Genomic DNA, 25318 nt, shown 5'->3' with positions numbered 1-25318 from the left:
TATATTAAAATGGTTTCGTCACCTATTGCATATGGGATGCGAAAGAGAGGTAATTTTTTTTATGCAAGCAGACCTTCCTCTCACCTCTTCCTGCTCTACTAAAGGGGTGTCTTCAGTGCAAGAAGCTCGATACAATCGGGCTATGATTCGTTCTAAACAAAGTCAAATTGCGGGGCTTGTTTCGGCAATAGCAGCGGCTGTACTACTGCTGTTGTTGGTGGTTGCTCTCTCCATCCCAGGATTCCCTGTTGCTGCTGCAATTGTTCTGGGAGGGATGTTTGCTTTATCTATAATAGCTCTAACGGCTTCGCTTTTGGTGTATATAGCCAATGCTAAGCTTGTGGCTATGCGCATTAAATTTTTAAGTAGCGAACTACAGAATTACTTTGCAGAGTCCTCTATATTGGGATCTGTTCGTAAGAGTTTGGATACGAAAGTTCCAGTAGTTTCTGGAGAGCCAGAAGACCTTCTTCCTAATAGAATCGGTATTAGGAGTATGGAAGAGGCTCGTGTTCACAATAGGAATATCGCAGTAGATTGTAAAAAATATAAGCAACGTCTTGAAAAAGTAGGTAAAGAGTTTTCTTTGGTTTGTGAAGGAATTAGCGAGGTCATTCCTACAGAAGAAGATGCTCCCATCCCCATCGAACCATCCGATTTAGCTGGGGTTTTTCTCGTTTCATTTTCTCCAGATAAAAATCCTATTTTAAAAATAACTCGTCACGCGGAGAAAATGCTGCAATCTCAGGATGGGTTCTCCAACGGGATGATTTGGTTATGTGGCGCCCTTTCTGATCCTAAAAAATTTGCGAGTCCGCTCCTATCTCTTGTAGAGAACATTCAGAAAGGAATTCTTGTGAACAAGGATTTGACGACAGACGAAGAAAGAAAATTTGCGTTAGAATCTTCTCTTCTTTCTCTAAATATTTTCTTCTCTGGCTGGTGTTTAGGGAATGCTGACCATAATAAATATCTGGCCGCTCTAGTAGCAGAGAACTACAAAGAGGTTTCTGAAAGAAATCGCATTCTTGATCTTTTAGGCACAGGGAATGTGATCTCAGCTCTTGCATTAGCAAGTAGTCCATCACCAGATTCTTCCGTTCATACGGTGTTGAGAGAAAATAAGAAAGAGCCCCATCAGCAAGAGGAGAAAGAGGTCTGGTGTTCATATGATGATATAGATCCTTCTCGCTGTCTAGGCGCACTGCCTAAGCAGTTTGAAGCAAACTCTCCGGATCAAGAGGAGCTTCCTCAAGAGCAATTAACCCAGCTGCTCAAAGATTTAGACAGCAAAATTCCTTCGGGGGTATTAGGAATTATAGCAAAAGCATCCTCGTTCGATCTCCAATCAGATTTTGCCGGTATTTTGGAAGTGGTACAAAAGTTAACCGTTTTGTTCGACAAATATCCTCCACTGTGCGAACAAAATATTCTCCTTTGGTTAAGATCTGCTTTAGCTCAAGTTGGTCTGCAGAAAAAGCTGCGAACCTTTTTGCCTGTTTCAGAAAAAAGATTATTGGAAAAAGTCCTTTCGACATTCTTTCTGGGCTTGTATGTTAGGGGGCTGCTGTCGGTAGGACAGGTTCAGGAATTAGCCAAAATTTGTAACACCAAAGATTCTAATGAATTTTGTCAGCGAGCCAGCGATCTTTCTTTAGTGAAAACGGCTTTGCCTGCGTTGTTTGGTTAAATCTCGATAAAGGTTTGAAGGAATCCTAAAGAGATTGTAGGATTACCATTTAAAAGAGGGGGCGAACCTTTATTAGATGGTTTCGAGAGGCCTATGTTTAAACCTGCAGCAAATACTTCTTCTTCCGATGATTTTTCTCTCATAAAACAAAAATTAGCACAAGAGGCTGCGGCTTTGGTGGAGCCAGGAATGCGTATAGGCTTGGGGAGCGGATCTACAGCTCGAGAGTTTATTCTGGCTTTAGGAGCACGTGTTCGTCAAGAGCAATTGGCCATTACCGCTGTTGCTTCTTCAAGAGTTTCGCATCTGTTAGCCCAAGCTTTAGGGATTCCTTTTCTGGACCAAACGCTTTTCCAAGATTTAGATTTGGTTGTGGACGGGGCCGATGAGGTGGATCCCTATTTACGTATGATTAAAGGAGGGGGAGGCGCGCTTTTCCGTGAAAAGATTCTTCTGCAAAGAGGGAAAAGAAATATTATTTTAGTGGATGAACGTAAGCTTGTTCCTGTGCTAGGACAGTTCCCTCTTCCTATCGAAATAGCTCCTTTTGGTTGTTCTTCTGTACAAAACATTCTGAATCAACAAGGATATTTTGGAAAATGGCGAGAAACGTCTCATAAAGAGCGTTTTGTTACAGATAACGGCAACTACATCTATGATGTGAGCTCTCCAAATCGCTATACGGATCCTGAGGATGACCTGACGAAACTATTACAAATTCGTGGCATTATTGATGTCGGGTTTGTTATAGCAAAATCCGAGGTGTGGGTAGGTTACGCCGATGGTACTGTGATTCGGAAAGAAAGCACATGAATATTGATCGAGAAATCATAAAAGATACTTCTCTCATTTTACTAGACTTTCGTAAATTAGTGCGTTTTCATAATTATGCGGGCATTATTTTAGGGGCGGAAGACAAGCAGTTTGCTATCTACGGTCATGTTTCGATGGAGGCTTCTTTTAAACAGTGTGACGATCTTGGAGAAGAAGAGCGTCAGCGTCCTTTAACGCACGATGTTCTAAAGTTTGTTTTAACCGGCTTTGATATATCTGTTGCTAGAGTTGTTATCACTGAGTGCAGGGATAATGTTTTTTCTTCACGATTGTTTTTGGAACAAAAGAGAGGGGATCGTTTATACATAACAGATATAGATGCGCGTCCAAGTGACAGTATTCCTTTGGCTATTCAGCATCAGGCTCCGATTTTATGTGTAAAATCCATATTTGATGAAACTATCCCTTACGAAGATTAATGTGTTATAATCGAATATCATGACCAAACTTCCTTATGCCGTTTTAGAAAAAGGTTCTCTGTTAATAGCCTCTCCAGATGTGAATGGGGGGATTTTTTCTAGAAGTGTAATTTTAGTTTGTGAACATAGTCCAAATGGATCTTTTGGATTGATTCTCAATAAAACATTGGAAATGGATTCTCCGGAAGAAATTTTTACCCTAAATCATTTTGATGAATCCAGGGTTCGGTTTTGTATGGGAGGCCCCTTACAGGCCAATCAGATCATGATATTACACTCAAGTTTAGACAGCGAACAGCCTTCTATAGAAATTTGTCCTTCTGTGTTTTTGGGAGGAAATTTTTCTTTTGTTCAGGAAGGGGAAGGAAAGTCTCATGACGGGAAAGTGCTTTTATGCTTTGGGTATAGTGGTTGGCAAGCCGGTCAACTGGAAAAAGAGTTTCTAGAAGGCTTATGGTTTTTGTCTCCTGCAAGCCAGGAGTTTGTTTTCTCTGAACATCCAGAGAAATTGTGGTCTGAAGTCCTGCAAAATCTAGGAGGACGTTTTGCCTCGTTATCAACGGTTCCTGAAAATTTGCTACTAAATTAAAGAGAAAACTTTTTCCAAGCTTTCAATCAACACCTGCTGAGCATAGTTTAGATTTTCTATAGAGTGAGCGGTGGACAAAAAGCTGGCTTCGAAGGGTGATGGGGATAGATATATCCCTGCAGAGAAAGCTTGCTGATAAAATTTTTGAAAAGATTCTGCATCACAAAGTTGTACATCTGCAAGGTTCGAGGGGCGATTTTTGCTGAAAAAGAAGGAAAACAGACTTCCATAACGGACAAGAGTAACAGGGATCCCAGAACTTTGAATCATGTGTTCGATCGGGGACAAAAAAGCATGCTCAATAGTTGCTAATTGGCTATAAAAATTTTCTTTGCGGCATAAATAGACAGAAGCTTTTCCGGCAGTCATGGCTAAAGGATTTCCGGATAAGGTGCCCGCTTGAAAAATTGGCCCAGCAGGAGCTAGGTAGTCCATAATTGTTGTTGGGGCGCAGACCGCTGATGCTGGCAATCCTCCACCTAAAATTTTCCCAAAAACAAGGATGTCTGGTTGTGTCTGATGCAGAGCTGCAGCGCCCCCTTTGCCTACTCGGAATCCTGTGACCACTTCGTCCATGATAGAAAGGGCGCCTGTTGTTTTGCATGTTTGAATAATGCCTTCTATAAAACCAGGGGAAGGAAGAATCACCCCCATATTGGCACATATGGGCTCAAAAATGACTCCAGCAACTTTATGGCCAATAGCATTCATAACATCTTGAAAGAGATGAAGATTATTGAAAGGAAGAGCCAAGGTAAGAGGTTTGGTGAGATCCAGGGTTTCAAGGGGGATTTGTGGAACTGGAATCTCCTGCAAAAAAACATCTGCATGTCCGTGGTAGCACCCGGAAAATTTAATGATAATAGGGCGTTCTGTGATGCCTCTAGCGAGCCGAACAGCCGTCATAGTAGCTTCCGACCCCGTCGACATAAAGCGAATTTTATAGTTGTGTTGGATGCCTAGGTAAGAAAAAATCTCTTCGGCAAATATAATTTCCTGCTCAGAAGTGAGACCATAAGAGATTCCCTTTTGTACCCCTCGTTGGATTGCCTCGCCAATAAAAGGATGGTTATGACCGTGGATCAAAGAGCCCCAGGATCCACAAAAATCAATATATGTTTTACCTTGAGAATCAACGAAAGAGTCTCCTGAAGCTTTAACGACTACAGGAGGAATAATGTTAACAGCTCGACAGGCTCGAACAGGAGAATTGACTCCTCCAGGGAAATATTGACTGGCTCTGGAGAAAAGATTGGGCATAATCGTCCTCTAAAAAACAGAGAGAAAAAGGATTGTATACTAAGAATTATATAAAAAAAAGATGACAGAATTAGGTCTGGAGAGGACTTGATTTCGATCTTAAAGATAGTGTATGTTTAGCGCTTATTTCTTCCTTAGTGCAAGGTGTTTGCAATGGAAGTGTGCCGCTAAAAATAACAACAGGTTAGGTGCTATGCGCTATGATCCCGGTCTCATAGAAAAAAAATGGCAAGAGTTTTGGAAAGAAGCACAAGCTTTTAAAGCCGAAGAAGATGAGGCTAAAACAAAATACTATGTTTTAGACATGTTCCCTTATCCATCTGGAGCTGGACTGCATGTCGGGCACCTAATCGGTTATACGGCAACAGATATTGTTGCAAGGTATAAGCGCGCACAGGGATTTTCTGTTTTACACCCCATGGGATGGGATAGCTTTGGACTCCCTGCTGAGCAGTATGCTATACGTACAGGAACACATCCTAGAGAAACCACAGAAAAAAACATTGCTAATTTTAGACGGCAGTTGACCTCAATGGGGTTTTCTTACGACGAAAGCCGTGAATTTGCTACCTCAGATCCAGAGTATTACAAATGGACGCAAAAGCTCTTTTTGGTTCTTTATGAGAAAGGATTAGCCTATATGGCTGATATGGCCGTAAACTTTTGCCCCGAGTTAGGGACCGTTTTATCTAATGAGGAGGTGGAGAACGGTTTGTCTGTTGAGGGAGGATACCCTGTTGAAAGAAAAATGCTTCGTCAATGGGTATTACGTATCACTGCTTTCGCGGATCAACTATTAGCGGGATTGGATGACTTAGATTGGCCAGAAAGTGTAAAACAACTTCAGAGGAACTGGATAGGAAAATCTACAGGTGCTTCAGTCTCTTTTGCAACAGAACATGGTGTTCTGGAAGTATTCACAACAAGACCGGATACTTTGATCGGGGTTTCTTTCCTAGTATTAGCTCCCGAGCATCCTTTAGTGGAGCTTTTGACCTCTGCAGAGCAAAAGTCCTTGGTAGCTCAATACGTCAAAGAAGCGCAAAGCAAGAGCGAACGCGATCGTATTAGTGAGATGAAAACGAAAAGCGGGGTCTTTACTGGATCTTACGCGAAACATCCTATTACCCAGCAGCCTATTCCCATTTGGATTGCGGATTATGTATTGATGGGATATGGATCGGGAGCTGTTATGGGAGTTCCCGCTCATGACGATCGAGATTTACTCTTTGCGCAACAGTTTGATTTGCCGATTGTCTCTGTGATAGGTGAGGATGGGACATGTATCAATAGCTGTCATGAAGATTTTAATCTGAATGGTCTATCTGGAGAAGAGGCTAAGCAGTATGTAATTCGCTTTTTAGAAGAGAAAAATCTTGGAGCTGCAAAGACTGCTTATAAGCTACGTGATTGGTTGTTCTCTCGTCAACGATATTGGGGAGAGCCCATTCCTATCATTCATTTTGAGGATGGTTCTTGTCGTCCTTTAAGAGAAGATGAGTTGCCTTTATTGCCTCCTGAAATCCAAGATTATCGTCCCGAAGGGGTTGGCCAGGGGCCTTTGGCCAAGGTAAAAGATTGGGTGTATATTTTTGACGCAGAGCGGCAAAAAGAAGGTAGGAGAGAAACACATACTATGCCTCAATGGGCCGGCTCCTGTTGGTATTATTTGCGTTTCTGTGATGCGCATAATTCTGCAGCTCCTTGGGCCAAGGAAAAAGAACGCTATTGGATGCCTGTAGACCTTTATATTGGAGGTGCAGAGCATGCCGTATTGCATTTATTATACGCTCGTTTTTGGCATCAGGTTTTTTATCAAGCAGGGATGGTCTCTACTCCAGAGCCTTTTAAAAAGTTGGTCAACCAGGGTTTGGTTTTATCGACATCCTATCGCATTCCTGGGAAAGGATATGTGGCTCCTGAAATGGCTAAAGAAGAAAATGGAAAATGGGTTGCTCCTTCAGGAGAACTTCTTGATGTGCGTCAAGAAAAAATGTCTAAATCTAAATTGAATGGAGTAGATCCTAAAGTTTTGATAGATGAATTCGGAGCGGATGCGGTTCGGATGTATGCCATGTTCTCTGGACCATTAGATAAAAATAAACTCTGGTCAAATCAAGGAGTTGCGGGTTGTCGACGATTTTTGAATCGTTTTTATGAAATGGCAACTTCTCCTCGAGTGGGAGACGAAGAACTTTTTGAGGGAATGTCGTTAGCACACAAACTTGTACAACGAGTAACGGATGACATTGAAAAATTGTCTTTAAATACGATAACCTCCTCTTTTATGGAGTTTATCAACGAATTTGTGAAACTTCCCTCTTATCCTAAAAGTGCCGTAGAAATGGCTGTTCAGGCTTTAGCGCCCATTGCTCCTCATGTTAGTGAGGAATTGTGGGTGTTGTTAGGGAATGCTCCGGGTATTGCGAAGGCCGGGTGGCCTAAAGTGCTTCCAGAGTATTTAGAAAAACAGGAAGTCACTATGGTGGTTCAAGTAAATGGTAAACTTCGAGCTCGACTAGATGTCCCTAAAGATGCAAAAGAAGAAGAGGTTCTTCCATTAGCTAAAGAAGCTGCTTCCAAATATTTAGAGGGGATAGAAGTGAGAAAAACTGTTTTTGTCCCCAACCGATTGGTCAATTTCGTGATATGATAGGCCGCTGGCTAACCTCTCGTTTTTACGATGCCTTTTTGATTTGTGCATTTTTAGTTGGAGCACCGCGTATTTTTTATAAGGTGCTCTTTCATGGAAAGTATATCAATTCCTGGAAAATTCGATTCGGGATAGAGAAACCTAAGGTTAAGGGGGAAGGCCCTCTTGTTTGGTTTCATGGGGCTTCTGTAGGAGAGGTTTCTCTTTTGGCTCCTTTGCTCAAAAAGTGGCGAGCAGAGTTTCCAGAATGGCGGTTTGTGGTTACAGCATGTTCTGAAGCAGGGGTGCATACGGCTCAGCGTTTGTATGCTCCTCTCGGGGCCACAGTTTTTGTTTTGCCTCTCGATTTAAGTTGCATTATCAAACCTGTTATTCGAAGTCTAGCTCCTCAAATAGTTGTTTTTTCGGAAGGAGACTGCTGGTTCCATTTTTTGACGGAAACCAAAAGGTTAGGGGCTAAGGCTTTTTTGATTAACGGTAAGCTTTCAGAACAGTCGTGCAAACGTTTTACTTTTTTTAAACGTTTAGGACGAAGCTGTTTTTCCCCGTTAGATTTATTCTTGGTGCAAGATGAGTTGTATAAACAGCGTTTTTTACAACTCGGTGTTCCCTTAAACAAAATACGCGTTTGTGGGAACTTAAAAACCTTCGTAGAGACCGAAGCTTCTGTAAATAACAGGGACTTTTGGAGAAAAAAATTACAATTGTCTCCACGTGATCAGTTGATTGTATTGGGGTCAGTACATCCTAAAGATGTCGAGGTTTGGGCAGAGGCTGCTCAACACCTCAACAAATCATCCACAAAAATTTTATGGGTTCCTAGACACCTTGAAAGGCTAAGAGAACATACTAGACTGTTGGCAAAAGCTGGAGTTTCCTTTGGTTTTTGGAGTAAGGGAGATTCTTTTTCGCAATACAATTCCTTAATCATGGATGAAATGGGAGTTTTAAAGGATCTCTATGCCGCAGCAGAGCTCGCTTTTGTGGGCGGAACCTTTGATCCTTCGGTAGGAGGCCATAATTTGCTGGAACCTCTTCAAAAAGATGTTCCACTTATGTTTGGGCCACATATCCATGCTCAATCGGTTTTAGCAGAACTATTGAGAAAAAAGGAAATTGGGGTGCCATTGGAGAGAGGATCGCTTTTGGAGGTTGTTGAAGAACTTCTCAGAGATGAAAAGAAACGACAACGGTACCTTGAAAAAGGAAGAGACTTTTTGAAAGGAGAAGAAAAAAGTTTTAAGCAAACCTGGGAGATATTAAAAGAGCAAATTGCTTGCATAAAAATTTAAGAACATGATAATCTTATGTTTTCTACCGCGGGATAGAGTAGTGGTCATCTCGTTGGGCTCATAACCCAAAGGTCGGAGGTTCGAATCCTTCTCCCGCTATTTTTTAGATTCGTTTGAGGCGGTATAGCTCAGGTGGTTAGAGCAGCGGAATCATAATCCGCGTGTCGTTGGTTCAAGTCCGACTACCGCTATCTCCTCTTTCTCTTTTATTATAATCTACTTGCATTTTGTTCCGATAAAATCCCTTTTTCCCAGAGCAGTGTTAGTGGGCGCTGGTCAACAAGTGCTTGTTCTTCAAAATATTGCAAAGGTCCCGGAAATCGATACAGGTCTTCTAATAGGCAAGCCCCTTTCATTTTGTGTAAGTATTGCACCATAGGGGAATAAGGAGATACAGAATCCGTTTTGATCACCGGCGTCTCTTCATTGAAACGTTTTTCTAAGTGCATCATTTTATATAAGGGAGTCGCGGCGATAGTCCAATGGGCATACTCTTCGGCTAGATTTCCTATAGTTACCATGTATCCTGTTTTTCCGCGTACTAAGAAAAGAGAAGCGGCTATCCCTAGAGCTAAGCCATAATTGGAATCGAAATTTGAAGGAAAACTGGCTCGCGATTCATAACCTAGAAAATGCGTTACTGGAGAAAAAGGCATAGAGGGTTCGAGTTTAGCTATTTCATCACGAACTAAAGAGGCCAAGAGTTCTTCTACAGCAATTTTAGAGACGCGAACATTTCCATAAGAATCTCTATCAAGGAGTAACTGGTCTCGAATGTTTTCAGGGAGAGAAGAAAAGGTTGTCATAGCTGTAGGAGATAAGCGCTGATCAAAATCATGAACGGAAAAATGCCCTTCGGCTATTAGTGCATTCAGTTCATGAATTAGCTGCTTTGTATCTGGAATTTGTTTGATCAACCCCTCTGGAATAAGAATGGTGCTGTAATTTTTATCTTTATGAAAGCGCTCGATAAGCCCTTTGGCGATGCTATGACTTAAACTTCGTAAAGATGTGTGCCGAATAGCGATTTCTTCTCCGATTAGCGTGATATTCGGTAGGGCCTGTAAACCGCATTCCAAAGTGCTATGAGAAGCTTGTTCTCCCATTAATTTGACGAAATGGTGATATTTTCGAGTGGAGAGAATATCCTTTTCTAAATTACCGATCATTTCAGAATAGGTTCGGCATGATGTGTGAAAGCCTAAGGGGGTTTCGATCCAAGAGTTTTTTAAATCCCCATCAATAGTTTTTGGCACGCCAATTACAGCTGTAGGACAGTTATGCTCAATAAAGTATTCTGCAAGCATTGCAGTATCTGTGTTGGAATTATCTCCACCTACAATGAGCAGGCCATGTAATTTCATTTTTTTTACTGTGGCGAGAATGGCGCTTTTTTGCTCTTTAGTTTTGATTTTTTCTCTACTGGAAGAAAGCATGTCAAAACCTCCAGCATTGTAGTAGTCATAAATAACGGAGATGTCTAAGTCTTTGTATAATCCGCGAATTAGCCCCAAAGGCCCTTTAATAAAACCAAAAAGCTTAGTTTCTTTATTAAAAGCCCTTAACCCTTCAAATAATCCAATGACTACATTATGGCCTCCGGGAGCTTGCCCTCCGGAAAGCAATACTCCAATACGTAAAGGTAAAGAAGAAGAAGCTTCTCCTTTGTGAAGGGTTATATCTGGGAGCGAGCATAGATGGGGGATATGCCTGGCTAATGAATGGGGTGCCGGTTCAGAAGAAGGCGAAGCCTGAATATGAAGAGAACGTAAACTATCCAACAACTCCAAAGTAGCAGGACGATAATGTAATCTTTGTAGTTCAAAATAACTCTTATTTACAGAGAGAAGCTCCATGATGTGCCCAATAATTGATGTGTTAGCCAGTTAACAATGTCTTGAAAAGCATTTGAATGCACGCAAAGATGATGAGTCATTTTAGGATAGGTGCGATAAGAAAGTTTCCCAGCAAAGTTTTTGGTAAAGAGATCTAGGTGACGCAAGGATATAACAGCATCCTCTTCGCCTTGTAAGTAAAGAACTGAGACTTGCTCTGAAATTTTGGAAAGAGGGACCAAGAGGTCTAATTCAAGAAATTGTGAGCAAAATGTTTTTCCTAAAGAGACGCCTTGATAAGAAAAATTTTCAGAGGAAAGCCCTTGGGGTAGTGATGAAGAAAGCTTGGCGTCTTCTAGCCACAAAGATCCTTGGATGGTGGGAGCCCATACGGCTGCATGTTGAATGGTTGGAAACAAAGGAAGATTCAGCAGGGATAAGCTACCGCCCAAAGAGGAGCCGAATAAAGCAACAGAGGAACTTGTTTGGGGAAGAGAGAGACCAAATTCTATAATTCGTTGGGAGGCTTGGATATAGTCATTAAGGGAAAATTCATGAAGAAAGCCCTCTGCATCACCATGCCCGGGAAGATCCACTCGCAAAACCGAAATACCAGCTTGTACAAGTTGATTAGCTAGATGAACATATGAACGCTTCGTTCCAGTTTTGCTAGAGGCTAATCCATGTAACACAATAACTAATGGAAACTCTTTTTCTTGAGAAACAGGAGTATGTAAGATTCCAAGGGAAGAAATATTATCCAATAAAGGGATTTCAAAAATTTGTTTCGTGTGGGGGAAGTAACAAGGCTGTTTAGTCATGATAGAGAATGCATTTTTATCTGTTGGAATTATTAATAATCCTGATCGGGGATTTCTAAACAAATAGAACAGCGTTTTTGCCATTCATTATGATTTAAAAATAAAATCAGGGGAGGGAAATCATCGGAATGAGAATTTTCCGGAGAATGGATTTGTAAAGGCCCTACAAAACGATAAGAGTCCTCCAAAGCCCAAATTTTGCGATAGAGAGAGAATTTGCTAAAAACCGGGCTAGAGATATCGACCAATCTTTTTTTTATTAATGGCCGAATGCTTCCATCCTTATTTTTTTTGGTGGTTAACATGCGTACGATAGGCAGTGCTCGTAATCGCCATTTTTCGATAGGGCTCGTTAATCCTTCAATGGTGGTTAAGTATCCGTTGCAGCGGTTGAAAACGAGGATCCCAGCACCGTAACCTAAGTTATAACTATATACATTATCAAAGTGAGTAGGAGTCCCTGAACGCCCTTCATAACCTAAAAAATGAGAGATGGCATTAAAGGGTACCTGTTTAAAGTGTGTTTCCAGGTGTTGTTGCACCAGATAAATAAGAAGCTTATCTACGCTAATTTTAGATACATAGACATTTCCATGAGCATCTCGATTATATAAAAGTTGGTGACGAATGTCCTCTGGGAATTGGTTTAGCAGTTGTTGGGATGAAGAGGATAGTTCCTGGAACAGATCGGCGCTTTCAGGAAGGGATTCAATTTCCTTGACGAGAGTTTGTATCTCGGGGATAAACTCAATAATTCCTTCAGGAATGAGAATAACCCCATAATATTTCCCCATAGCTGCTCGATCAGCTATGACTTCACAAATCTCTTGAATTAACGAGCTTAGAGAAGTTCCTTTTTCTGCAATCTCTTCTCCTATGAGAGCCATATTAGGGTGCGTTTGTAGCGCGCATTCTAAGGTAATATGTGATGATGAGCGCCCCATGAGTTTAATAAAATGATAATGACCTTTGCAAGATAGCGCGTCTCTAGAGATATTGCTAATAATTGACGAATAGAATTTCGTGGCGGTATCGAATCCAAAAGTTAGGTCTAGAAATAGATGTTGTAGATCACCATCGATAGTTTTCGGAACGCCAATTAATACAGTCTTAGCGTGATGTTTAGCAAAATATTCTGCAAGGATTGCTGTAGCTGTGTTTGAACCGTCTCCTCCAATAATGACTAATCCATCTAAATCCAATTGGTTCGCAGTTTGCAGACAGCGAGCTTTATTTTCTTCTGTGATGATATTTGTTCTACCAGTTCCAATGCAGTTGAATCCCCCAGAGTTACGAAACTCTTGCATGAACTCTTCCGTAATTTCTACTGTATTATTGTTAAGTAGCCCATGTCCATCACGCAAAAAACCTAAAAGTTGGCTGTCAGGGTGCAGCTTTTTAATGCTATGAAGTAGACCTAAAATAACGTTGTGGCCTCCAGGGGCGGGACCGCCAGAAAGCATCACGCCCACTTTAAGAGGAGCTATATTTAAGGGAAGATCGGATTTTGGAATAAACTTACGATAAGGGGATGTGTAGGTATGAGGAAACAATTCCGCAACAGGTTCTATTCGCTCATCCAGAAGGGCACTAAATCGTTTATCTTCTGTTAAAAGAAGCGCAGGAGCTTTTTGAAGCTCCCGACATAAAGGAGGCGTTTTTTGACAAAGAGAAGAATGTTTACCAGATGACATAAGCTCTCTTTCGAATACATTAGCGAGTTAATCCTAAACAGTACCACCACCAACTTCCTAGGCCTAACCAAATTACTAAGTTGACTATGCTAAGAATAAAGCCTGAGCGCCACCATTCTTGTACGGAAACTAATTGAGATCCAAAATATAGAGGAGCAGGACCAGATCCATAGTGTGTAAGCCCTCCGAATAAATTACTAGCAAAAGCTAAGGCTAAAGCTGCAAACATTGGATTTGTTCCTAAAGAGATCGATACCGTAAGAAAAATAGGGTACATAGCAGCAATATGAGCGGTATTACTCGCAAACAAATAGTGCGAATAGAAATAGATCAAGAAAAGAATAGGAAACCCGATTTTCCAGGATAATCCCTGAACGGCTCCAATTACAGAACTTCCTACAAAGTGGATAAACCCAAAGGAGCTTAGGAACGAAGCCATCATAATCAAGGCTCCAAACCAGATAAAAGTTTCCCAAGCAGTTGTATTAGAAAGAACATCTTCTTGCCAGTCGAGGATGTTCATCAGAATAAGTAAAGAGAGTCCGACAAGAGCTGTAGTTGTTGCGGAGATGCCTATAGAGTCCCCAAATGTCCATAAAGAGATCAGAAGAGAAAAAATAAGCAAAATAATTCGTTCTCCGTATTTTAAAGGCCCCATTTGTTTTAAACGAATTCTTGCAGTTTCAACAGCTTCTTCACAACTGGTAATTTGTGGTGGAAATAGTTTAAAAAGTACTAGAGGCATACATGCTAAGCTAACAATTCCTGGAAAAATAGCGGCTTTAGCCCAAGTTGCCCATGACAGAGTTACTCCAGAGTGACTTGCTAAAGCAGAAACAATCGGGTTCCCTGCCATAGCCGTTAAAAACATTGCACTAGTAATTACAGAACTTTGATACGCGACTTTAACCAAAAAAGAGCCTAAAAGTTTTTCCGTACCTTTTTCTGCAGAGCTTCCAAAAGATTCGGATAAGCCCATCACAACAGGAAAAAGAATCCCACCAGCACGAGCCGTCAAACTAGGGATGGCCGGTGCTAATAAAAAGTCTGAAAGAACCAGTCCGTAGCTCAATCCTAATGGACTTTTCCCTAAAATTTTTACAAAGAAATAGGCAACACGCTCACCAAGGCCAGTTTTGATGACCCCTTTCGCTATAGAGAAAGAAAGAAATACAAGCCAAGCAATCGGGCTATGGAATCCGGATAGAGCTTGTTCTAAGGTCAGCGTTTTTGTAACAAGCAGCAAGGAAATGCCCATAATAACAATAGCTCCCATAGGAGCGGGCTGCAAAATAATCCCGAGGATCGTTGTAGTGAATATTGCAAATAGATGCCACGCTTTAGGATCAATACAATTAGAATGAGGGCAAAACCAAATTCCACAAAAAATGAAAGTCAAAAATACAAGCGATAAGAAGCGTTTTTGTTTGTCCATGGCTCCCTATTAATTTTAACTACTATGACTCAAAAGGAAATCTTTCTAACCATTTCTCCATCTCTTCTAATGTATCATTGATGAGATCCGTGGAGGCAAACACTTCCTGTAAACAAGAGTCTATAGATTCTTCATGAATAATTGTTTCTACATCTTCCATACTAATAAAAGATGTATCGACCAAACCAGCTGAAAAAGCTTTACTAATGGGATAAAACAGCTCTTTTGGATAAAGAGCGCAAATGGAGGCTATGAGGTTGTCCCAAGCAAAAGAAGGGCGTTTTTCTAGGCGATAATTGAGTAGTTCTCCAAAATAACGAATAGCAGCTTCTCTAGAAAGTTTTTTGGTGCCAACAAGTGTGACCAAACTCGAGATGGCGGCAGCTTGCACATAAGGATTTACACGAGGAGTTTCGATGAGCTCTTGGATAAGAGAAACATCATCACAAACGCTGGCTAAGATACGAGAAAGATCTTCTGTAAGTACGTCTCCAGCAATCGCATGAGGAATGTCTTGCTCGAAAGAGAATAACTTAATAATAAGGGGAAGGGCGCGGGTTTCTCTGAATTGAGCTAAAAGATACATAGCATAAAGATGCCCTTGGTAGCAGTCATCATCGACGATGTCGGACACGTGATCAATGGCTTCTTCCAAAATTTTGAGAAGGTAGGGAGTAATTTGGTTGTGCTTGACGATCGCAGCTTCTATAGCTTCTCTAGGAAGAACACCGTTATCATAAACGAGGTCTTCCAAAATATGGGAGATTTCCATCGTCAGAAGTACTCCAATTCTGAGGATTCGTGAATAGCCAGTTGTTTTTTGGTCGTAACATGCCAAAAATCTTCTGTCAATGACTCTGTATTAAGCGAAACCTTCTGGTTTCTTGGAAGAAGGATCCCTTCAGAAAACGAGCAGACGCTGCAAAGTGACAGTCGCAACGCTCAGCATCTAAGCAGATAAGGCAAATCAAACCGTATTAGGTAGCACGCAAAAGACAACAGTTCGAGAGCGTGCGATGCTATTATAGATTTATGGCAAAAAAAAGCATTAACAAAGAGCTTCCGAATAACAATAGATAATCAAAAAGCGAAAGTAAATGACGGAATAGCATCAAGAAGCTCTCGAGTTTTTATATGTTCTGGAGAGGAAAAAATTTTTTGTTTGGGAGCACTTTCTACTAGAGATCCGCGGTCCATAACAGCAATTTTGTCTGCTAAAGTGTAGGCGGCGGACATATCGTGGGTGATGAACAAAAAAGCATTATTGTATTGCTCCTTTATTGTTTGGAATAAATCAAGAATAAGACCTTGATTCATAGTATCTAAAGCGGATAAAGGTTCGTCACAGATAATGAGTTCGGGTTTGCAAACCAAAGCTTTCGCTATTGCCACGCGTTGACGTTGGCCACCACTTAATTTATTAGGGCGTAGAGATAAAAAAGATTTAGGAAGATTGACTAGTCTTAGCGCATGAGCAATTTCTTCTTGTTGTTGGCTTTTAGAGAGTCCTCCCATGATGTATAGAGGTTCTGCGATAATTTCTTGAACAGTCATCATAGGATTCAAGCTGCTATACACATCTTGCCAGATCATTTGGACAGCTTTAGCTCTTGGAGTTTTTGGCGGGAGGTGAAAGGTTATAGCTTCTGGGGAATTCGGGGATAAGAGCCCTAGAATTGTTAAGGCTAGAGAGGTTTTTCCAGATCCACTTGCTCCGACAACCGTTAGGCATTCTCCGCGATGCAGTTCTAGGTGGATGTTTTTTAGAATCGTCTGTTGTCGAATAGAGAGAGAGAGGTTTTTAATTGTGACGAGCTTAGACATAACTAATTAAAAGATTAATGGGCTGTTGTTGCAAAAATTTTTGGAGGCTCGGGATTATAAAAACTAGGAATTTTAGGAATAGCACGAATTAACTGCTGGGTATAGGGATGGGTTGGAGCGTGTAACAGTTGCTGTACAGGGCCTTGTTCAACGATTTCTCCATGACGTATAATAGCCATTTCTTCGCAAAGCTCAGATACTAAAGCTAAATTGTGGGTGATAAGCAATAAAGCTGTAGCATTGTTTTGGTGAATTTGCTTTAACACACGAAGCACCTGAGCTTGAGATATAGAATCCAATGCTGTTGAGGGTTCATCAGCAATAATTAGTTCTGGCTTTGTTGCCAGAGCTATTGCAATGCTGACTCGTTGGCACATACCACCGCTTAGTTCAAAGGGATATTGTTGTAAACAGCGATCGGGCGATTCGATATGCACGCTGACAAGAAGTTCTCGAGCTCTAGCCAAGGCCTCTTCTTTAGATAAAACAAAATGATGGCGTAAAGTTTCTACAATTTGAGTTCCTACACGCATAGATGGCGTAAGGGTCCCCATCGCATTTTGGAAAATCGTCGCTATTTTTTTTCCTCGGATCTGTTGAAATTCTTTTCGGGATAAGTGAGTAATATCTGTTCCGGAATAGAAAATTTGTCCCGACTGAATACAACAGTTATCTGGTAAAAAGCCGAGCACAGCTTTAGAAACAGTTGTCTTCCCAGAACCGTTTTCTCCTACAAGCGCCAGACTTTGGCGTCGATTGATAGTTAGAGATAAATGATTTACTAGTCGTTGATTCGATCCTTTTACCGAGACAACTAAATTTTCAATTTTCAATAAAGTTTTAGACAAACGTATTTTCCTCTAACAAGTTTGTTCGTAGCCCTTCCCCAATACAGTTAAAACTTACAGAAACAATAACCATGAAAAATGAAGGCACAAAGAACAGCCAAGGATGATAGTCTAAAGAATGAATGCCTTCTTTTACAAGGGTTCCTAGGCTAGCATAAGGGGGTTGGATTCCTAGTCCTAAAAAACTGATAAAGGCTTCTGTGTATACCGCATTGGGGATGGTAAAAATTAAAGTAGAAATGATTGGGCCTAGAGTATTTGGAAGTAAATGCTTTCTTAAAATATGAAAAGTAGACGCCTGTAAGGCGCGTGCAGATAGAACAAACTCTTTGTTTTCTAATAGTAAAAATTGGCCATAAATAATACGAGCTATAGGGATCCAGCCAGTGATTGTCATGGCTAAAATGAGTGGAAGAATGCCATGATTGAAGATCACTAATAAAAGAATGATCACAGGAATCCTTGGGACAGAAAACAGGATTTCAGTCACTCGGCTCATAAAATTAGCAACCTTTTTTCCACAGGCGAGGGCTATAGTGGCCCACAGCAATCCAAAACACACATCGATAATGGTGGCGGACACAGCTATCAATAAAGAAAGGCGAATTCCTTGAAGAGTTCGAGCTAGCATGCAGCGCCCTAAATTGTCTGTTCCAAAGGGAAATAATGTACTCGGAGCCTGCAGAGCGTAGTCAGGAGCAGTCCGTTCATAGTCAGGATAGAGGCAGGGAAGAAATGCGGCGGCCAAAACTAAAATAGTTAAAACCATGCAGCCTAGCAGCAACATTTTATTCGTGCGGATATAATGCCAACTACGGAACGAGCTAGATTGAGACATGCGGTTTTTAGAAATCCTTTTTTTAATTTATTATTCGGAGCGTTTTTCCCCATAGGAATAACGAATTTGCGGGTCTATCCATGCTTGGAGGAGATCGCAAAAAAGAGAAGATAACATGAAAAACGCTCCGTAGAAGACAGAAAGACCCAAAGTTATAGGATAATCGCGTTGTTTAATGCTACAAATGAACCATTTCCCTAGGCCGGGAATACAGAAAAGATTTTCTATAGAAAAGGTGCCTGTCATTAAAGTCGTTATAAGGAATGCGGAGTATGAAATGATAGGAAACAAGGCATAGGGCAAAATATGTTTTATTAATACTTTAAAAGGAGACAATCCTTTAGCATAAGCCAATAAAACATAATCTTTTTTTAAAGTTGCAGAGACTGAAGCGTAAGTGAGTTGAGTGATGAACGCCATAGGGGTGATTGCTAAGGCGATGGAGGGAAGTAGGGTGTGAGAGAATTCTCCCCAACATGCTATGGGTAGACAGGAGTATTTTATAGCAAAGACGTACTGTAAAAAAGCTCCAACAACAAAAGCGGGAACAGATATTTGAATGACGGAAGAGAAGAATATCGCGCGACCGCAACCTCTTCTGTAAAAGGCTGCAAGAACTCCCAGAGCAACTCCTCCAAAAAGAGCTAAACAGAGACTTTCGAATCCAAGAATAGCGGAAGCTGGAAGTGCAGAAGTAATAATACCGATAACAGTACGATCTTTATAAATAAGAGATTCTCCGAAATCTAGCGTTAGCAAACATTTCAGATAGATGAGGTACTGGGTAAATAAAGGCTTGTCTAATCCGTAGCGGTTTTTTAATATTGCCAAGGTTTCTGCAGACAAGATATTTCCGTTTTCATCATTAAAAGGGTCTCCAGGGATCGTTCTAATGATAAAAAACGTTAAGGTGACCACTACCCATAAAGAAATCAAATTAAAAAACAGACGCCTCTTTATGTACCTGAACATAGCAGATTCCTTTGTGTCTTGTTTCGTGTTTGATCACGGCTGGTTGATTTCAATATGAGAGCTTTCTGCTAAAAAGGTGTTCCTGTCTGGAATAAAAATGCAATTTTCCAGCAGAAGCCTTTCTGCATTTTAAAGAGAGGATCTTTTCTGCGCACGGAGTAAAAACAACTATTAAAAGTTTTTTGCATACCGCATATCAACCACGCCCGAAGGGTGTAGTCTAACAAAAGAAAGTTTATTATTTGCGGTATAATGAAAAACATCGTGATAGAGAGGTTCTATGACATTTTGTTTTTCTAAATATAGAGACGCTTCAGAAATGAGAGCATCTCGTTTTAGAGGATCTCTCTCTGTTTCTATAGACAGAATGAGTTGATCGAACTGAGGGTCTTCTAAGGCATAAGGCTTAACCCCTTTAGAGGAAAAGACGGATAAAAAGGCTAGCGGATCGGAAAAATCTGCAAACCAGCCGCCTATAGACATAAAGAAGGCGTTAGTATTTAAATCATTTTGTAATAGAGCATACTCTTTCCCACAAATAGGAAACATAATTCCCAAAGTTCTTCGCCACTGATCACGCATCATTTGAGCTATTTGTGAGTTTACAGTAGATGTTGCTGAAAAGATCAGTGGGCATTTTTCTAAATCTTTTACAGTCATATTCAGTTCCGCTAAAGCCTCTTGTAACAGAGTTTTAGCCAAGGCAATGGCTTCTTGCTGCTTATAAGAAGGTTGCTCTGGATAAGAGTGTAGATGGTTAGGTAGCAAATGTTTTGCAGGCTTGACAAAGGTTGGAGAAGCGAGAGCTTCTTTGTTTAAGACAAGACTTAAAGCCTGTCTTATTTTGGGGTGGCAAAAAGGGGCTTTGGAAGTGTTAAACGTAAGCCAAGAGGTGCCGGATATATCAAATGATTGCGGAGCGCGGCGCTTATTTGCCATTGCTAAAGCTTCTTGGGGAATGCTATGCCCCCAAGGCAGGCCTTGCCAGTCCAATTTTCCTTGATTGAATAAGGCTGAAGCTGTCTGTGGATCAGGAATTACATGTATGCGGATTTCCTGGATGGCTACTTGCTCCTTATTATAATAGTAAGGATTTTTTTCCAATTTAAGCCATTGACGATCCTTTTTTTCTTTTAAGCAAAAGGCTCCTGTAGATATGGGCAAAGCTTTTGCTTCGCTCCGCATTTGGTGCTCACAATGTACGGGATAAAACGCCGGGAGGGTAAGCAGTTTCAGAAAGTGGGGAGTTGGGGTATGCAAATGAATAACAAGAGTGCGATCATCTTTAGCTAAAAATCCCGGGCCATCACTTAGATCGATGGGCAAAAAAGCAAAGGAGTAAATACTTGCAATGCGGTTCTGTAAGATGTCATTCCATGACCGCACAAAATCGTGGGCCGTAACAGGGTCTCCGTTACTCCAATGAGCTTTTTTTAAATGAAAAGTATACGTTTTTTTATCTTCTGATAAGAAAAAACTTTCTGCTAAAGCAGGGAAGACTTCTCCGGAAGGAGTCTCCTGAACAAGCCCTTCATAAAGGTGGTGAATTAGGTTGATATCGGAAAGAAGACGTACTTCTCGAGGATCAAGTGTACGAGGATCATCCTTTATGCTTACAGATATTGTCTGATTATGGGCAGAGGGATTCGTTTTGCGTGAGGAGTTAGAGCAGCCAGCTGTCGCTAGTGCGAGAAGCAAGCAGATTCCCACTGATATCTTGCGCATGGAATAACCTCTTTAGAAGTATGTGTTTGGCAGCAAAATAATCTTTCTCCTAATCCCGCTATCATGGCAGCATTGTCAGAGCACAACTGCGAAGAAGGGAAATACGTAGGCAAAGAGCACGTTTGATTCAGCAAGCTGCGGAAGAAGCGATTATTTGCTACGCCCCCACCAACAATCAAAGACTTGCAAGAAAACGCTTTTACAATATTAGGAAGTTTTTGAGCAATCGTCATAAAAGCTGCTTTTTGAAAAGATGCAGCAATGTTTTGTTTTTGAGCCTCAGAGATCTCCGGAAACGGAGGTTTGGCGGAGCTATTGTTGCCCTTCAGAGCATATAATACAGCTGTCTTCAACCCGCTGAAAGAGAGATCGTTTCCAGGAACTTTAGCTGGTGAAAAAGGAAATGCTTCGGCATCACCTTTTTGAGCTAATTCTTCTAACTTTTGTCCTCCAGGATAGGGGAGACCAAGAAAACGAGCCACTTTATCAAATGTTTCTCCGATAGCATCATCTCGAGTCTTGCCTATTAGGAGAAAGGTTGTTGCGTTGGGCATCAAAAATAAAGAGGTGTGTGCTCCTGAAACGGCAAGACCTAAAGCTGGGAAGCGAATAGACGAGGTTTCCATGCAGGCTGCATATAAATGGGCTTCTACATGATTAACGCCTATAAGGGGCTTCTTTAATCCGCTAGAGAGCCCTTTTGCAAAATTGACGCCAACAGACAGGGCGCCGATAAGGCCAGGAGTATTGGCCACAGCGATTAATTCAACGTCTTCTAGGGAGATTCCGACATCTTGAACCGCTGCGGTCAAAAGTTTAGGAAAAACTTGTAGATGTGAGCGGGAAGCTAACTCGGGGATTACACCTCCATAAAACGCATGAATATCCTGAGACGCTACCCGGTTGGCAAGAATTTTCCCATCTTTGACGAGAGCGCAGGAGGTTTCATCACAAGAGCTTTCTAGGCCTAGAGTCAACATGGCAAAAACTTAAAGAAAAGAAGAACAGTTTTGGAAGGAGAGGATCGTACCATGAGCTTGTTAATCAGACAAGACGTTAGTAATAAGAAATATGTAAATCAGATTTTCTTGGTTGATATATAGAGAAGAAGGGGGGCCTAAATACCATACATAGTCCTGCTCCAGCCACTAAAGTGACTCCAAGAGAGAGAAAGCAGCTTGCAGCCAGCAAGGGAAGCCCGGTGACGACTCCGGCTAAAATCAAGGCTCCAAACAATAGGCAAAAGCTTCCTGTTACAAACGGAATCAAGATTTTTAGGTAGTCAAAAGAAGAATTGGTATTCAATGTGCTATGCGAGAACAGTCCTTCGTTAAAGGAAGCGGGATTGCGCGAACTAGGATTAACTATTGTTATCTGCATACAACTTTTAAAGTTCGATTATTTAAAGTGAAATCTTTTAGTTGGAGAAAAAAGAAAAAACATTATAACTGTTCGGGTTTTATTAAACCAGTATAGGGCTTCGTCGTTAGGTGGGTATCGAAAGCAAAACATTTTTTAATTGATAAAATTTTGTTTAACGTTCGAGATTAGAAGTCTCTTTGTCAAAGAAGTGATTTTTAGGAGGTTAAGATCGACATGGTTTCTTCGTTTCTGAATCTTCCTCCCGCCGAGGCTCGATTGCGTCCGGTAACAGAAAATTCTTTCCCAGCCTTCTCTTCTTGGGGAGCTACACAAAGACGTATAACGGGGTGTAGCTTGCCGAATTCGTTTTATAAACCCTCTTTAACTCGGCTTGTTTGCGTCATTGTGGGCGTGCTTGTTGTTTTGGGAGGAATCTGTTGTCGGTTGGCCTATTTGGCCAATGCGGGACTGTTGACCTTCCCTAAAATGTTGGTTGCGATTGTGGCGCCACTTATCTTGTTAGGAGGAGGAATGGCGGTTCTTTGCAAGCTCGCCTATAAGACGGATGTTTTATACGGGAAAAAGATACGACCTTTTATGTCTCGAAATTGGGAGCGTGTCATCGTATGTGAGAAAGAAGGAGAGTTCATCCGATTTATTCGAGATCAGGATACGTATATGGATATCTCACTTTTAGATAAACAAGGTTCAGGAATTGCTCCCGTCTACACATATCCACCTATAGATTCTCGAACTATCATTTGTTTTGTCGCGGGTATTTTGCTTCCCGTGGTTTCTGTAGCGAGAATGTTGTATAACCTGTTTCGTTTTTTTGTTATTCCTTTCTATATAGTCTTCCAGATGGTGTATCAGTTTCATCAAAGAGACGTGCCTCCTGAAGAACGATTCGTTTGTTCTGATATAATTCGGGAAATGGCCCGCTCTTTATTGCAAGCTATAAAAGCTCCTTTTTATGGAGCAGCTTGTTACTTGGCGAGTTTGTATGGACTGCTAAATCCGTTGTCGGGAAGAGTGGTCTTAGCTAGCGTGGAGCGAGATTGGAACAGTGATGTGATTCGTTCGCGAGGAGTTTGGGGGATCTTTTTAGAAAAGAATTATCTGTTGGAAGGCGGAGGAACTCGCTCTGGATTAGGACAGCATGCTTGGTATTTGTTGGGATGTTTTCAACCCGTAAGACTTTTTCTTTTGAAAAACGGAAAGATTGTTTCTGGAGCGAGGCCTTCCGTGCAAGCTTTCCCTGAAAGTAAAGAGCTTTTAACATCGTTTTTGTACGGGGCGGCTCCGGGAAGGTTGCCTTAGCGGCATAAACTGCTAGAGTTTTTAGCAGACAAAGCGATTTTGCTTGCAGATCTACAGTAAAATCTTCATCATAATGATCGGAATAAAGGGGGGAAGGCGCGGAGAGCGTTTGCACGAATTCCTTTGTTTTCTTTCGTCAGAAGAAACGAAATTAGCGGCAAAATTGTTTTGAGTTACTGTCAGAATTACGGCCATCTATAAAACGTTTTTTTAATAACGAGAGGTTTTTTGTCGATTTTGTAAAAGATCTCTTGTAGATGTTTAAGATGTCGGGGCTGGTTTAAAATTTTGGGCCAGATGTGCCGCGAGAGCGACTTTTAAAATTCTTTATATAAGAACGGAGAGGGGCGTGGGAGAGCAAAATAAAAATGAAGAAAAAATAGATATCTCGCTAACTTCCGGCAACCTCATGGACTCTAAAACTAGTCATCTTGATGACGAATTGAGTTTTAAGCTAGAGGAAGCTTTTGATACCTTAACGGCTGGGGAGCATTCGCAGGATCTTACATCCATAGTAAGTGCGTATAATCCTATAGACCTGGCTTATGCAGTGTCTTGTCTTCCCTCCGATTCTCGTTCTATTCTTTACAAAAGCCTCGATAGTGTGGCGTCTAAAATAGCTTTTATTATTAACACGGACTCTGCTTCGCGGTGGGCGATCTTTCGTAATTTGTCAGATGGGGAGATTTGTGCGCTTATAGAGCAGATGCCTCCTGATGAAGCTATCTGGGTTTTGGATGATATTCCTGATCGGCGATATCGAAGAATTTTAGATTTAATAGACGTTAAAAAAGCTCTGAAAATCCGCGATTTGCAAAAGCATGGCAGGAATACCGCTGGGCGGTTAATGACGAATGAGTTCTTTGCTTTTTTAATGGAAACAACTGTTAAAGAAGTGGCGACTTGCATACGAAATAACCCCGGGGTTGATCTAACCAGACTCGTGTTTGTTTTAGATTTTAAAGGAGAATTGCAAGGGTTTGTGACAGATAGAAGCTTGATCATAGCTTCTCCTGAGATGCCTTTAAAACAGATCATGCGTCCTATAGAGCACAAGGTGTTGGCAGACGCTACAAGAGAAGAGGTTGTAGATCTTGTAGAACGGTATAAAGTTGCGGTCCTCCCTGTAGTGGACGAAGAGAATTTTTTGATTGGAGCTATTACTTACGAAGACGTAGTTGAAACAATAGAGGACATCGCTGATGAGACCATTGCAAGAATGGCGGGTACAACAGAAGATGTCGGATATCATGATTGTCATGTTGTGCAAAGATTTTTATTACGGGCCCCATGGTTGCTTATCACTTTATGCGCGGGACTTGTCAGCGCTTCTGTGATGGCTTATTTTCAAAAAATTGCACCAGCGCTTTTAGCAATGGTGATCTTCTTTATCCCTCTGGTTAATGGGCTTTCTGGGAATGTCGGGGTACAGTGTAGTACGATACTGGTTCGCAGCATGGCAACGGGGACTCTTTCCTTTGGAAGACGAAGAGAGACGATTCTCAAAGAAATGAGTATCGGGTTGTTGACGGGTGTCGCGTTGGGCATTCTTTGCGGACTGGTCGTTTGTTGTATGGGATGTCTGGGGTTAGGGTTATTTTCTACAGGAGGGGTGCAGTTGGGGGTCACGGTATCTGTGGGCATACTGGGGGCTTCGTTGACTGCAACGACGCTGGGCGTTCTTTCACCTTTCTTTTTTGCAAAAATTGGCGTGGATCCGGCTTTAGCTTCCGGTCCAATCGTTACCGCTCTTAACGATATAATGTCCATGGTTATTTTTCTTTTGATTACAGGCACTTTAAACGCTTTGTTTTTCCAATAGTCTGAAAACAAAAGTTCTCTTTGGGCTTTTTTTGCTATGTCTTTTCTTTATAGCTCTTTAGAATGGTTCGTGAATTTTTGGGCAT

Annotated in this window: 21 protein-coding genes and 2 tRNA genes; 10 read left to right on the top strand and 13 right to left on the bottom strand. The window is 41.3% G+C overall.

Translation table 11 applies throughout. The features are described from left to right. The first annotated feature begins 61 nt into the window (after positions 1 to 61). The 4 genes from B6E89_RS01165 to B6E89_RS01150 all read left to right on the top strand — a co-directional run bounded on the left by B6E89_RS01165 (position 62) and on the right by B6E89_RS01150 (position 3532). Positions 62 to 1690: a CT214 family putative inclusion membrane protein gene (locus tag B6E89_RS01165; RefSeq protein ID WP_080125440.1), complete on the top strand. Its 1629-nt coding sequence runs from the start codon at positions 62 to 64 to the stop codon at positions 1688 to 1690. A gap of 93 nt (positions 1691 to 1783) precedes the next feature. Beyond that, positions 1784 to 2503 carry a ribose-5-phosphate isomerase RpiA gene (gene rpiA / locus B6E89_RS01160; protein WP_080123569.1) on the top strand — a complete coding sequence of 240 codons (720 nt, stop codon included), beginning with the start codon at positions 1784 to 1786 and terminating at the stop codon, positions 2501 to 2503. Beyond that, positions 2500 to 2943, top strand: a complete 444-nt coding sequence (locus B6E89_RS01155; RefSeq protein ID WP_080132933.1) for a bifunctional nuclease family protein — start codon at positions 2500 to 2502, stop codon at positions 2941 to 2943. The genes rpiA and B6E89_RS01155 overlap by 4 nt, the downstream gene beginning before the upstream one ends. Before the next feature lie 19 nt (positions 2944 to 2962). After that, positions 2963 to 3532: a YqgE/AlgH family protein gene (locus B6E89_RS01150; protein WP_080132931.1), complete on the top strand. Its 570-nt coding sequence runs from the start codon at positions 2963 to 2965 to the stop codon at positions 3530 to 3532. Here B6E89_RS01150 and hemL read toward each other — a convergent pair. Next, entirely contained in the window at positions 3524 to 4792 is a 1269-nt protein-coding gene (gene hemL / locus B6E89_RS01145; RefSeq protein ID WP_080132928.1) for a glutamate-1-semialdehyde 2,1-aminomutase, read from the bottom strand. The genes B6E89_RS01150 and hemL overlap by 9 nt on opposite strands. Positions 4793 to 4985: 193 nt before the next feature. Between hemL and leuS the strand changes: the two genes are divergently transcribed. The 4 genes from leuS (at position 4986) to B6E89_RS01125 (ending at position 8928) form a co-directional block, all read left to right on the top strand. Further along, positions 4986 to 7445 (top strand): leucine--tRNA ligase, encoded by a 2460-nt coding sequence (gene leuS, locus B6E89_RS01140; protein ID WP_080132925.1) that lies wholly within the window; start codon positions 4986 to 4988, stop codon positions 7443 to 7445. Further along, entirely contained in the window at positions 7442 to 8737 is a 1296-nt protein-coding gene (gene waaA, locus B6E89_RS01135; RefSeq protein WP_080132923.1) for a lipid IV(A) 3-deoxy-D-manno-octulosonic acid transferase, read from the top strand. Before leuS ends, waaA begins: the two co-directional genes overlap by 4 nt. Positions 8738 to 8763: 26 nt before the next feature. Continuing rightward, positions 8764 to 8836, top strand: a tRNA-Met gene (locus B6E89_RS01130). A gap of 18 nt (positions 8837 to 8854) precedes the next feature. Continuing rightward, positions 8855 to 8928: transfer RNA gene (locus tag B6E89_RS01125), tRNA-Met, on the top strand. 18 nt (positions 8929 to 8946) lie between these two features. On the opposite strand, the gene B6E89_RS01120 is transcribed toward B6E89_RS01125, so the two are convergent. The 12 genes from B6E89_RS01120 to B6E89_RS01065 form a co-directional block, all read right to left on the bottom strand. After that, entirely contained in the window at positions 8947 to 10593 is a 1647-nt protein-coding gene (locus tag B6E89_RS01120; RefSeq protein ID WP_080127068.1) for a diphosphate--fructose-6-phosphate 1-phosphotransferase, read from the bottom strand. Next, positions 10575 to 11393, bottom strand: a complete 819-nt coding sequence (locus tag B6E89_RS01115) for an alpha/beta hydrolase (protein ID WP_080124289.1) — start codon at positions 11391 to 11393, stop codon at positions 10575 to 10577. Before B6E89_RS01115 ends, B6E89_RS01120 begins: the two co-directional genes overlap by 19 nt. A 32-nt stretch (positions 11394 to 11425) precedes the next feature. Then, complete coding sequence (locus tag B6E89_RS01110) at positions 11426 to 13087, bottom strand: diphosphate--fructose-6-phosphate 1-phosphotransferase (protein WP_080122945.1); 1662 nt, start codon at positions 13085 to 13087, stop codon at positions 11426 to 11428. A gap of 19 nt (positions 13088 to 13106) precedes the next feature. Beyond that, positions 13107 to 14522, bottom strand: coding sequence for an anion permease (locus B6E89_RS01105; protein ID WP_080132922.1), 1416 nt, complete (start codon positions 14520 to 14522; stop codon positions 13107 to 13109). A 22-nt stretch (positions 14523 to 14544) separates the two neighbouring features. Continuing rightward, positions 14545 to 15300: a DUF1186 domain-containing protein gene (locus tag B6E89_RS01100; RefSeq protein ID WP_162533500.1), complete on the bottom strand. Its 756-nt coding sequence runs from the start codon at positions 15298 to 15300 to the stop codon at positions 14545 to 14547. Positions 15301 to 15602: 302 nt separating this feature from the next. Next, the gene (locus B6E89_RS01095; RefSeq protein WP_080132921.1) at positions 15603 to 16346 is read right to left on the bottom strand and encodes an ABC transporter ATP-binding protein; all 744 of its coding nucleotides are present in this window, start codon (positions 16344 to 16346) and stop codon (positions 15603 to 15605) included. Between the two features lie 14 nt (positions 16347 to 16360). Continuing rightward, on the bottom strand, positions 16361 to 17194 hold the full coding sequence (locus B6E89_RS01090; protein ID WP_080132920.1) for an ABC transporter ATP-binding protein: 834 nt from the start codon (positions 17192 to 17194) through the stop codon (positions 16361 to 16363). Then, on the bottom strand, positions 17187 to 18032 hold the full coding sequence (locus B6E89_RS01085) for an ABC transporter permease (RefSeq protein WP_080132919.1): 846 nt from the start codon (positions 18030 to 18032) through the stop codon (positions 17187 to 17189). Before B6E89_RS01085 ends, B6E89_RS01090 begins: the two co-directional genes overlap by 8 nt. Before the next feature lie 30 nt (positions 18033 to 18062). Then, a complete protein-coding gene (locus B6E89_RS01080; RefSeq protein ID WP_035405853.1) occupies positions 18063 to 19004 on the bottom strand; it encodes an ABC transporter permease in 942 nt (313 codons plus the stop codon). 171 nt (positions 19005 to 19175) lie between these two features. Then, positions 19176 to 20729 carry a peptide ABC transporter substrate-binding protein gene (locus B6E89_RS01075; protein WP_035405851.1) on the bottom strand — a complete coding sequence of 518 codons (1554 nt, stop codon included), beginning with the start codon at positions 20727 to 20729 and terminating at the stop codon, positions 19176 to 19178. Continuing rightward, positions 20687 to 21709 carry a tRNA (adenosine(37)-N6)-threonylcarbamoyltransferase complex transferase subunit TsaD gene (gene tsaD, locus B6E89_RS01070; RefSeq protein WP_080125431.1) on the bottom strand — a complete coding sequence of 341 codons (1023 nt, stop codon included), beginning with the start codon at positions 21707 to 21709 and terminating at the stop codon, positions 20687 to 20689. The genes B6E89_RS01075 and tsaD overlap by 43 nt, the downstream gene beginning before the upstream one ends. 76 nt (positions 21710 to 21785) lie before the next feature. Beyond that, entirely contained in the window at positions 21786 to 22109 is a 324-nt protein-coding gene (locus B6E89_RS01065; protein ID WP_099156064.1) for a hypothetical protein, read from the bottom strand. A 216-nt stretch (positions 22110 to 22325) separates the two neighbouring features. Between B6E89_RS01065 and B6E89_RS01060 the strand changes: the two genes are divergently transcribed. Further along, complete coding sequence (locus B6E89_RS01060) at positions 22326 to 23411, top strand: hypothetical protein (RefSeq protein WP_080132918.1); 1086 nt, start codon at positions 22326 to 22328, stop codon at positions 23409 to 23411. Between the two features lie 409 nt (positions 23412 to 23820). Further along, a complete protein-coding gene (gene mgtE / locus B6E89_RS01055; RefSeq protein WP_035406259.1) occupies positions 23821 to 25233 on the top strand; it encodes a magnesium transporter in 1413 nt (470 codons plus the stop codon). The last annotated feature ends 85 nt before the right edge of the window (positions 25234 to 25318 follow it).

Source organism: Chlamydia suis (genome assembly GCF_900169085.1).
GTDB classification, from domain to species: Bacteria; Chlamydiota; Chlamydiia; order Chlamydiales; family Chlamydiaceae; genus Chlamydia; species Chlamydia suis.
The sequence above is the reverse complement of the archived record's forward strand: the minus strand, read 5'-3'. Positions and strand labels throughout refer to the sequence as shown.

Excerpts from the sequence above, each read along its gene's own strand:
- hemL (WP_080132928.1), bottom strand. The coding sequence starts at position 4,792 with ATGCCCAATCTTTTCTCCAGAGCCAGTCAATATTTCCCTGGAGGAGTC.
- B6E89_RS01105 (WP_080132922.1), bottom strand. The coding sequence starts at position 14,522 with ATGGACAAACAAAAACGCTTCTTATCGCTTGTATTTTTGACTTTCATT.
- B6E89_RS01065 (WP_099156064.1), bottom strand. The coding sequence starts at position 22,109 with ATGCAGATAACAATAGTTAATCCTAGTTCGCGCAATCCCGCTTCCTTT.
- B6E89_RS01120 (WP_080127068.1), bottom strand. The coding sequence starts at position 10,593 with ATGGAGCTTCTCTCTGTAAATAAGAGTTATTTTGAACTACAAAGATTA.
- B6E89_RS01080 (WP_035405853.1), bottom strand. The coding sequence starts at position 19,004 with ATGTTCAGGTACATAAAGAGGCGTCTGTTTTTTAATTTGATTTCTTTA.
- B6E89_RS01115 (WP_080124289.1), bottom strand. The coding sequence starts at position 11,393 with ATGACTAAACAGCCTTGTTACTTCCCCCACACGAAACAAATTTTTGAA.
- B6E89_RS01165 (WP_080125440.1), top strand. The coding sequence starts at position 62 with ATGCAAGCAGACCTTCCTCTCACCTCTTCCTGCTCTACTAAAGGGGTG.
- rpiA (WP_080123569.1), top strand. The coding sequence starts at position 1,784 with ATGTTTAAACCTGCAGCAAATACTTCTTCTTCCGATGATTTTTCTCTC.
- B6E89_RS01095 (WP_080132921.1), bottom strand. The coding sequence starts at position 16,346 with ATGTCTAAGCTCGTCACAATTAAAAACCTCTCTCTCTCTATTCGACAA.
- waaA (WP_080132923.1), top strand. The coding sequence starts at position 7,442 with ATGATAGGCCGCTGGCTAACCTCTCGTTTTTACGATGCCTTTTTGATT.
- B6E89_RS01150 (WP_080132931.1), top strand. The coding sequence starts at position 2,963 with ATGACCAAACTTCCTTATGCCGTTTTAGAAAAAGGTTCTCTGTTAATA.
- B6E89_RS01085 (WP_080132919.1), bottom strand. The coding sequence starts at position 18,032 with ATGTCTCAATCTAGCTCGTTCCGTAGTTGGCATTATATCCGCACGAAT.
- mgtE (WP_035406259.1), top strand. The coding sequence starts at position 23,821 with ATGGACTCTAAAACTAGTCATCTTGATGACGAATTGAGTTTTAAGCTA.
- B6E89_RS01155 (WP_080132933.1), top strand. The coding sequence starts at position 2,500 with ATGAATATTGATCGAGAAATCATAAAAGATACTTCTCTCATTTTACTA.
- B6E89_RS01110 (WP_080122945.1), bottom strand. The coding sequence starts at position 13,087 with ATGTCATCTGGTAAACATTCTTCTCTTTGTCAAAAAACGCCTCCTTTA.
- leuS (WP_080132925.1), top strand. The coding sequence starts at position 4,986 with ATGCGCTATGATCCCGGTCTCATAGAAAAAAAATGGCAAGAGTTTTGG.
- B6E89_RS01075 (WP_035405851.1), bottom strand. The coding sequence starts at position 20,729 with ATGCGCAAGATATCAGTGGGAATCTGCTTGCTTCTCGCACTAGCGACA.
- B6E89_RS01060 (WP_080132918.1), top strand. The coding sequence starts at position 22,326 with ATGGTTTCTTCGTTTCTGAATCTTCCTCCCGCCGAGGCTCGATTGCGT.
- tsaD (WP_080125431.1), bottom strand. The coding sequence starts at position 21,709 with ATGTTGACTCTAGGCCTAGAAAGCTCTTGTGATGAAACCTCCTGCGCT.